Origin of the sequence: Novosphingobium sp. (assembly GCF_019748365.1) — a bacterium.
GTDB lineage: Bacteria > Pseudomonadota > Alphaproteobacteria > Sphingomonadales > Sphingomonadaceae > Novosphingobium.
Genome location: NZ_JAIEPN010000090.1, coordinates 1 through 9,228, shown reverse-complemented (window position 1 = coordinate 9,228; position 9,228 = coordinate 1). Strand labels below are relative to the sequence as shown.

Annotated in this window: 7 protein-coding genes and 1 pseudogene; 4 read left to right on the top strand and 4 right to left on the bottom strand. The window is 58.8% G+C overall.

Annotated features, from left to right (window positions below; genetic code table 11):
* Positions 1–74: 74 nt before the first annotated feature.
* The gene (locus tag K5Q19_RS11250; protein ID WP_292944962.1) at positions 75–1,400 is read right to left on the bottom strand and encodes a TerB N-terminal domain-containing protein; all 1,326 of its coding nucleotides are present in this window, start codon (positions 1,398–1,400) and stop codon (positions 75–77) included.
* Positions 1,401–1,616: 216 nt separating this feature from the next.
* Here K5Q19_RS11250 and K5Q19_RS11245 point away from each other — a divergent pair.
* Together K5Q19_RS11245 and K5Q19_RS11240 are read left to right on the top strand one after the other, a co-directional pair.
* A pseudogene (locus tag K5Q19_RS11245) lies at positions 1,617–2,375 on the top strand (DEAD/DEAH box helicase); the annotation flags it as partial.
* Entirely contained in the window at positions 2,329–3,561 is a 1,233-nt protein-coding gene (locus K5Q19_RS11240) for a GIY-YIG nuclease family protein (RefSeq protein ID WP_292944965.1), read from the top strand. The pseudogene K5Q19_RS11245 and the gene K5Q19_RS11240, both read left to right, overlap by 47 nt.
* Before the next feature lie 46 nt (positions 3,562–3,607).
* On the opposite strand, the gene K5Q19_RS11235 is transcribed toward K5Q19_RS11240, so the two are convergent.
* From K5Q19_RS11235 to K5Q19_RS11225, 3 genes are all read right to left on the bottom strand, one after another.
* Entirely contained in the window at positions 3,608–6,055 is a 2,448-nt protein-coding gene (locus tag K5Q19_RS11235; RefSeq protein WP_292944956.1) for a S8 family peptidase, read from the bottom strand.
* 72 nt (positions 6,056–6,127) lie between these two features.
* Positions 6,128–7,147: an ATP-binding protein gene (locus K5Q19_RS11230; protein ID WP_292944953.1), complete on the bottom strand. Its 1,020-nt coding sequence runs from the start codon at positions 7,145–7,147 to the stop codon at positions 6,128–6,130.
* 256 nt (positions 7,148–7,403) lie between these two features.
* Entirely contained in the window at positions 7,404–7,979 is a 576-nt protein-coding gene (locus K5Q19_RS11225) for a recombinase family protein (RefSeq protein WP_292944950.1), read from the bottom strand.
* A 266-nt stretch (positions 7,980–8,245) separates the two neighbouring features.
* Here K5Q19_RS11225 and K5Q19_RS11220 point away from each other — a divergent pair, with 266 nt between their 5' ends.
* On the top strand, positions 8,246–8,488 hold the full coding sequence (locus tag K5Q19_RS11220) for an AbrB/MazE/SpoVT family DNA-binding domain-containing protein (RefSeq protein ID WP_292944947.1): 243 nt from the start codon (positions 8,246–8,248) through the stop codon (positions 8,486–8,488).
* Positions 8,485–8,874, top strand: a complete 390-nt coding sequence (locus tag K5Q19_RS11215) for a type II toxin-antitoxin system VapC family toxin (protein ID WP_292944944.1) — start codon at positions 8,485–8,487, stop codon at positions 8,872–8,874. Before K5Q19_RS11220 ends, K5Q19_RS11215 begins: the two co-directional genes overlap by 4 nt.
* Positions 8,875–9,228: the final 354 nt, after the last annotated feature.

Below are 9,228 nucleotides of genomic sequence, written 5' to 3'. Positions count from 1 at the left end.
CGAAAACTTGTTCCTTGTAGCACTCATCGTGGCTCCTTCTCACAAATAGGAGCCTCCGGAAAACCCGGGACGCTTCACAGAAGGCGACTGTACTTGTCGAGGTCGTCCATTGCCTGATCTGCAATTATCTGAGCGCCCTCAACAGGAGATCGCAGATCCGAGATGTCGGGGATGGCCGTGTCACCAGATTGTCCGGTCGAGGGCAAGAAATTCCCGGTAAACTCGCCAGAAGCCGCGCGGTACTGAAATTCTAATTTTCTCTTGGGTTTTCTGATCTTTGCCCCGTCAGGATATTCACTTGCGTACCTGAGCAAAAACAATTGCTTGAATTCCTCGGCACACCTCTTTGCGGAGGTTCGTAAACGCGCCTCAGGGTGGCAGATAAACCAGAGGTACATCCATTCTGCATCAACGGGCTCGCCGTTTGCTACCAGAGTGCCGATGACCATCTTGAGAGCGATTGGAAGCTCCCAGTTCCGGTTTTCAAGGATCGACGCCTTGAGGTCAGGATCGTCGGGAGAAATGCCACCTAATGTCGCAATGCTGGCAATGCCCAAAAATTCGCCAAGATATCGCTGCGCCGAATAATTGTGCGCGAAGAGGTGCTTCAGGCGCTGAACCTCCGATATGATCTCTTGCTTTTCAAAATCTGAAGGGTCGTCCAGCAGAAAGCGGCGCTCCAGCCCATAGAAGTACAGGAACATGTAGCCTGGGTTGACCGTGCCGTCGCGGCGCCCATTCGCGAGCCAATCGAGATAGGTCGCTCGGCAAACTGCAGGGATACTTGAATAGCCCGGCCAGTACGACAGGTTATCGCCTCTCTTGTCTGACCCAAGAGCGGCAACAGACAGCGAGGGGTCGATGTAAGCGCGACACTTTTCGCCATAGCCATGCGAATTCAATCGTGGTGCTGGACCAACATAAATCATTCCATCAATTTGGCGGCCCGCGATGGTAACTGCCTGACCCTTTGGCACCCATCCCTGCTGCTTAGATGATGAAGATTGGCGTTGTGAACCTGTCATCCGGGCGTCCCCTGATTTCTGGGCCTCACGGCGTGATTGTTCTAGCGTAAGTCGGACGGCCTCAGATGCCTTCGCGGCGACATGCCCTAGCTCCGCCTCGAATTTATCGGGCATTCGCTTCCCCGAGACTTCATCACTTTTATATCGGGGGGATAGATCGAAGACTGGTTGCTTTTGGAAGCCTCTATCCTGCACAAGCCGCGCACTACGACCAGCCTCATACCATCGGACGACAGCAACGGGGACAAGCATCGCGAACAGGACCTGAATTCCGCCGGGAAGCGGCTCCATCGTCAATGCGGCGATAAGTACGCAGACGATGAACGATCCTACATAAAGCCCGACAATCCTGATGATTTTCCAAACAGTCGACATACCACTCATCTGCCAGCATAAGTGCCAGAGGTCACCCCGATTTCGACTTCTGGAGACCGCTTAGCGCGCGCTTGAGGGAGCGGCAGCTGCGGAAAGGTTCTTTACCGGTCGGCATCAACATGAATGGCGCGCCCTCCAAGTTGGCCGCGCGGTCTGTGGTAGGTCGCGCAATAGGCAGCGGTCCCCATCGACTCAATTTCCTTGATGACCGTCACCTTCAGCCCCAAGAGCGCAGGCCCGCTGCCCGATTTCGATTACGGGCCGGAAGGCTATCAGGAAGGTAAGGCGAACGTCGGCGTCAACGAGGAACGCGGGCAGTATCACTTCGAGATCGCCGGTCTCGTCACGCCCAAGAGCGCCGAAGCTGCCCGCATCTGCGAACAGGACCTCAACGAGGTGATCGCCGCCTTCGTCCAGAAGAAGAGCGTGGCCGAGCGCGGATTGTTCGACGAAAACACGGCGCCGCAGGAAATGACGCAGGTCGCCATGGGCAAGATCGTCCGCGATCGCTATCCCGACCTCAGTGCCGAGGATCAGGAGGCGGTCCGCCAGCATGCGATTGCGGCGCTGAACCTGACCCAGAAGGCAAAGTCACTGGCGATGGGTGCGGCTGACGTGAACGACGGCGAGCAGCGCGCCAACACGGCATTGCTGGAAGGGGTCCGGCAATATGCGATGGACGTGCGCGAGCTCGACATCGATCTCATCGACAGCATCAACCCGTGGCATGCCGCCTACGCGGTTCTAGCCAAGGCCATGACCGAGAGCACCCTCAAGCAGGTCCAAGCTGCGATTTCGGCCAAGCGCACAAAGATCCTGCCGGACGAGGCCAAGGAGCTCGCCGTCGCCGCCGTCAAGTTCAAGAAGGAGCGTGGCCGCGTTCCGTCGATCACTTCGAGCGATGCCTGGGAACAGCGCCTTGCAGAAGGTGCGGCTGCCTTTATGCGCTTCCGCGAGGAAGGCCGCTATGAGTGAATATGATCTCGACGAACTGGCAGGCGAACTTGCCGATTTCGCTCCGGCAGCGAAGAAGCAGGCAACCTACACGCCCCAGCAAGAACGGATCATCGCGGGCTTCGAGGATATCGTGCGCTTCTATGAGGAGCACGGCCGCGTGCCGCAGCATGGTGAGGGGCGCGACATCTTCGAGCGGCTGTATGCCGTCCGCCTCGATCGCCTGCGTGCACAGCAGGACAGCCGGGACCTTTTGGCAACCTTCGATCAGCATGGCCTGCTGGATGAGGCGACCGCGATTGCAGTTGACGAGGTGGAACTCGACGTGGACGATCTGGCCTCCGAGCTGGCGGACCTTGCTGACGGCACGGATATCACCCAGCTCCGGCATGTTCGGTCGGCTGAGGAAAAGCGGGCTGCGGAAGAGATTGCCCGCCGCGATAAGTGTCATGACTTCGAGAAGTTCAAACCACTGTTCGAGCAGGTGAAACAGGACCTCGCCTCGGGCACGCGGGTGACCCGTCCCTTTGAGCTGAAGGCTGAAATCCGGCCCGGGGCCTTCTTCATCGTTGGCGGGCTCATCAGCTACGTCGCCGAGATGGACGACATCTTCACCAATGCGCAGGGGCGCACCGACGCACGGCTGCGAGTGGTCTTCGACAACGGCACCGAAAGCGGGATGCTGATGCGCTCGCTTCAGCGCCAGCTCCATGAGGACGATGCCGGGCGCCGGATTACTGACCCTTCGCCAGGTCCCTTGTTTGCTGATCGACCGGAGGATGGCGAAGCCGAGACTGGCACCATCTACGTGCTGCGCAGCAAGTCTGAGCATCCTTTCGTGGCCGAGCACCGCGAGGTGGTGCACAAGATCGGCGTCACCAGTGGATCGGTCGACACCCGGATCTCCGGTGCCGAGAAGAGCTCTACCTATCTTCTTGCCGGCGTCGATGTTGTGGCGACCTGCAAGATCTACGGCGTCAATTGCCAGAAGCTGGAAAGCCTCCTGCACAAGGTGTTCGCCGCCGCGCAGCTGGACCTCACAATCCCTGACCGGTTTGGGCATATGGTCAAGCCGCGCGAGTGGTTTGTGGTCCCACTGCCGGTGATCAACGAAGCTGTCGAACGGATTCGCGATAGGTCGATCACGGCCTGTAGTTATTCGCCGACGGTTGGCCAGCTCGTGCGTTCACCACCCGGCGCAGCATGAGAACACCGCTCAAGAGGCTTGTGCATAAGGCCGAACAACTTGATACTCAGACGCTGACTGCTTCCTCGATTTCGACACCAGCGGCTATTGCGGCTTCTGCCCATAGGTCTTGTTCGACGTCGCCTGCGTCGATGGTTACGACAAGGGCATAGCGCATCGAGGCATTGTTTCGGGCCTTATCCGCGACGCTCTTCCACCATCCTCCGACCGGGAAAACGGCGAGCGCATTTCGGTTTGCGAGGTCGGCGGCATTGCATCGCCACTCGTCGACGTGGAGAGAACCCGCTGAGATCGACTTTTCACCCAACAATCTGCCATCGTCGCGGAAGCCGGCGGGCAAATCCACGTTATCTTGTTCGATGGCTGCCAGAGCGTTTACTCGCGCCTCAAATACATCCTGTGGCTCGTTTCTGCGCCGAAGGTCGAAACGAAGTCCGGCTGATCGGTAGCGCGCCGGCGAGAGGGGTGCATCTGCGCTCGGATTTGGTTCGACGAAATACGACAAAGAAACCCGTAGACGAACTTGATGCTCGCCAAGCGCGAGCAGAGTTTCGATAGGCCATGGCAGGGCATAGAAATGGGCGTGATTTAGCCGCGTGCTTCCCTTCTCACGTTTGAAGGGCTGTATCTCTTGCTGCGCGACAAGGGCTAGAGCGTTTGATGCTGAGCGAAGAGCGCGTTCGATCGAAGGTACTCCATAGCCAAAGCGCCGGAGCATGAGGAGGCGTTCCGATTTCTGAGCCGTTCCCAGCAGCGCGAGTTCCATCGGTGGGGTCCAGCGAGCGCTGTGTGTGAGAAGCGCCCGAACGGTTTCTGACCAGAGGGAAGGGTCATCGGCCAAAATTCTGGCCGCCATACCAGTTAGTTGCGCTGTTGCGGCGCTCGTAGCCCAAGAAAGGGAGAGAGGACGTACGATCGGATCCCGGCTTGTTGTAAGAAGCGAAAGAGAGTCGATCCCGCTCACCATCGATGCATCAATGGCGTCGATGCCTTTGTTGCCAGCTTCTAGAACTAGCTCGGGCTTGATGGGAGAGACACCGCGGTACCAGCTTGCCGACACTCGGCTGTATGGACTGAGCGTGCCTGGCTCGACTGCGCAAGCCCAATGCTCGAACCCAAGGTCGGTAATTGGGCCCTTCTCTGTGAAGCCGCCAACCGAGAGGACGTTCCATGCATGCGCTGGATCTTCTATCTCGTAGCTGTCCCAGTCCTCCAGTGCCGCTTGCGAAAGGCCATCCGGCAGATTGCCCGCAGAGACGCAAATCAGACGTTGCTGCAAATCGTTCAGGTCGGTTCCGCCGAAAGCCATTGCATCCAGAGTTGCGCTCCAGCTCGTTGCCTTCGGCCCATGAACATTCTCTTGGGTTACAGCGAGGCAAAACACCCGCTTTCGATCAGGTCGCTCAATCTCGGGACGAAAGATCGCCTGTTGGGTCAGTAGCCCATAGCTTTGCGGCTCGGTTGGCGGGAAACCATCTGGCGGAAGCAATTTCACTGACTCGCCAACAAATTCTATCGTAAGTGGCCGGGCCGACGGCAGAATGGTCGTGAGGTCACCGTAGACTGCGAGACCTGACATTTCGGTGCCGTGGCCATGATGATCGTCGACCTCCCATGCAGGGTCCACGCTGTGCAGATCGTCAGCAGAGAAGATTGGCGCGAGCAAAGGGTGTGCTCGGTTGACGCCGGTATCCAAGAGACAGACCGCCACACCATCGGCGTCTTCAGTCTGGGAAATCCGATCAGCGGCAGCATCCACCCAGCCACCTTGGTCTTCGCGGCCCGCGTCACTCGTGAAAAAGCTGGCGTCATCCCGGCCCAGCCTGATCTCAGCGACAGCGTCGGTACTGGCAACAATCCGCGCGAGTGTCGCTCGGTTAGTGTAGATGAACACAACTTCACGTTCGACAAACGTGAGACGGTTGGTGCCTACGAGTACCTCTGCAGCCGCAGACTTCGCTTCGAGATTCGCGACCCTATCAGGCCAGCACCAGCACTCCCACCAAGTGAGTATACCCGCTTCCGGCATGGCGCGGCTGTCTACCCATAATGATTCGAGGCGGGCCGCGCGGAAATGCTCAATGGATGCGAAGCGCTTTTCGTGAGCAGCTTTGCCTTTGGCACTTCGCTTTTCGCGATACTCATCGAGCTTCCCGTCGATAAAGTCCTTTTGACCATCGGGGACGAAGATCGTTCCTGTTGTCGCGCCGTCCACAGAACGGCCAGCGGCTGCGAGACGGATTCCCTTGCTCTTCCAGGTTAGGTCGGGGAGAGGCTGATTTGGTAACGTCTCGAAATCGACGTAGCGGCCTGAAGTCCCGATCACTTCTGCATCGCGGGCTGCAAACAGGCTCTCGGCATCAGCCCAAGCTTCAGCCAGTTCGCGCTTCAGGCTTTCAGCGTGTCGCTCAGTTTCTCGGCCGAGATCTACAGCAGTGATCTTCCGTCTCGGCCGTCGGTACGGCTTGAGCTCGACGAATTGATCGACGCGCAAATGCTTACGCTTGTACCCGCTCGGCATAATCCCCCGTCGTCTACCGTTCTTCGATCCACCCGACCGGGATCATCAATCGTTGAATATGTCGGCGACCGCTTCACGCATGGCACGGCGCGCATTTAAGGCAGCCAAGACTTCCTCTGTATTCACACACTTGCGACCCGCCAGAATTGCCTCCTTCGTTGCTTCGTCCGCGACACGAGCTAGCTCAGCCTGGCTCAATCCTTCCGTCAACGGGACGATCCTATTCCAGGCGAGTGATCGCCCGGCCATGCGGCCAAGACGATGCTTCAGCATTGCCCTTACGCCGTCGCCATCGGGTAACCCGTACTCAATGATCTCATCAAACCTGCGGATGACCGCGCGGTCGAGAAGCTCAGGATGGTTGGTTGCAGCAACGACTAAGCTATCGGTAGCGTTGCCTTCCTCAAGGAACTGCAGGAAAGAATTGAGCACACGCCGCATCTCACCTACATCGTTCGTCGCCCCACGCTTTCCACCGATCGCGTCGAATTCGTCGAAAAGGTAGACGCCTCGCATCTGCGCAATCTGATTGAAAACGAGACGAAGCTTCGCAGCGCTTTCCCCAAGGAAACGCGTGATAACACTCTCTAGTCTGACCGTGAAAAGTGGGAGGTGCAGTTCGCCAGCTAAAGCGCTGGCAGTCAGGGTCTTTCCAGATCCCGGCGGACCGACAAGCAGCAGCTTTGAGCTTGGGCGTTGGCCATACTCGCGGAGCCGTTCGCGTTGCTGTTGTTGGACTACGAGGCGGTGGAGCCGTGAGCGAATGACATCGGTCAACGTCATGTCAGATAGCTTGGTGTCGCTGTGCGACACCAGCATCAGATCCTCTAGTTCGCCACGCGGTTTCGCAAGAGGCGTTGCACTTGCCAGTTTTCCTTTGGCCGCAGGGCCAGCCACTGCGCGGGCTCGGGCCGCATCAACGAGCTTGCGGAGCGCCTCGGCGGTCTTAACGTGTCCCTGACGCGCTTCAGAAGCTGCGATCTGAAGAGCTACCGCGTAAACGCGCTCATTGTCTCCATCCACATGCCCATTCAGAAGAGCGATAACCTGATTTGCCGCAGCCATTGCCCCTCCTTTCTAAGCTTTACAGCAACTTAATTTGTCAGAAAAGCGTTTTCTCGAACGCCCTTACCATAGGACATGCGCGGGGCGATAGAGCTGTTGACGCGTCCGGTGCAGACGCGTCTGTCGAAGCCAAGCCCGTCAGTTTGAGTTGCGAAGATGTCGGAAAGGTCATGCATCGAACGCCTGGTTGCCAATCAAAGTCTCTGGGACGGTTGAGCTGGCCAACGGCTTACTGGTTGTCGAGCGGGCGCATAGTTCATGCGCCGCCCCGCCGGATCGTCCGATACACTGTCGGCCGCGAGACCTTAAACAGCTTGCCGAGGTCGCTGATCGAGTATTCGCCGGTGGCGTGCATCTTGAGGAGCTCGCGCTGCTGGAGGTCGGACAGCTTCGGCGGCTTGCCGCGGAGCTTGCCCTTGTCTCGGGCGATCTTCATGCCCTCGCGGGTGCGCAGGCGGATGAGGTCGCTCTCGAATTCGGCGAAGGTGGCGAGGATGTTGAAGAACATCCGGCCCATGGGGTCGTTTGGGTCGTAGACCTGCTTGCCCAGTGCGAGGCTCACGCCGCGCTTCTCCAGCTCATCGGCGATCGCGCGGGCGTCGGGCACGGATCGGGCTAGGCGATCCAGCTTGGGCACCACCAGAGTTTCGCCGGCGCGGACCGCGGCCAGTGCCTGGGCGAGGCCGGGGCGATCGCGGTTGCGGCCGGTCAGTCCGTGGTCGGTGTAGATGCGGTCCTCGGGCACCCCAAGCTCGATGAGCGCGCGGCGCTGGGCGGTGAGGTCCTGCTTGTCGGTCGAGCAGCGAGCATATCCGATGAGAGTGTTGGTCATTTGTAACGGATGAGGCCCCTGTGTGAGAAAATAAAGCGTACCATCTTAATGAGAGATCCGGCAAGACGGATTTGCGGAGGGCAGGGGGGTCTGACCTCTGGCACCTGGAATGTGTCCGGTGAGCGATCCCCTTGCGGACAGGACACCTACGGTTTGAGGGCGGGGCCCCTGCACGATCGAAATGACAGGAACACAATCAGGTGACATCTTTTTACAGCGCTGTTACCGTCCACGTCGCATAAACGCAGTGGGTAGGAGTGGCATCGATGGGTATGGCAGTGAAGGTGATGGAAAACGGGCGGATGGTACTTCCGATCGCCATCCGGCGTCAGCTGGGACTCGAGAAAGGTGGCACGCTCATCGTCGAGGGGGGTGACACGGAAGTGACCCTGCGGACACTCGATCAGACCCTCGACAAGGTGCGTACGGCCTTTGCCGCATATGCCGATCTGCCGGGAACCTCGGTTGACGATTTCTTGGCGAACCGGCGCGAGGACAGCGGCGAGTGAGCGGAGTGGTGCTTGATGCCTCGGCGTTGCTGGCGTTCCTCAAGGGTGAGGCCGGCGGAACCATGGTCAAACGCCAATTGGTGGGCGCCCATATGTCGTCGGTCAATCTTGCCGAGGTGGCGAGCACCTTCGTTCATGCCGGCATGCCGCCGGACGAGGTCGAAACGGGCCTGCGCGACCTGCCGCTCACGATAGTCCCCCTCAATGCCGCGCTGGCCTACCGTGCCAGCGCCCTGCGCGCGGTGACGGCGGCACACGGACTGTCGCTGGGCGACCGGTGTTGTCTGGCGCTGGCTCATCATCTCGGCTTGCCGGCGCTGACCTGCGACCGCGCATGGATGGACGTTGCCGAGGCCGCCGGGGTCAAGGTCAAACTGGCACGGTAGCGGGGAAGGGCTGGGCCGCTTTGCGCCCTAATAGCAGCCATAAAGTCAGGCGAGGACAAACCTGAAAGCTGCCGTTCCAAAGTTTCGTCTGATTGAGGAAAATAAGCCTTCAATCGCAATAGGTCGAAAAATTTTCCTCGCGGTGCGTTTTGGTCGCTGAAGTGAGGCGCATGAAATTCTCGTTAAGTTCGGCTGCCCTAACGTGACCGTGCACGAATTAAGTTGCTCCTTCATTATGTTTTTCGGATGAGCACCACCCCAGCAATCACAAGCGCGACGCCAGCCAGAAGCCAGGATTGATCGACAAGCAATGCGCTAGCCACGATCAATGCGGCAGCTAGAGGGCCTTTCAAG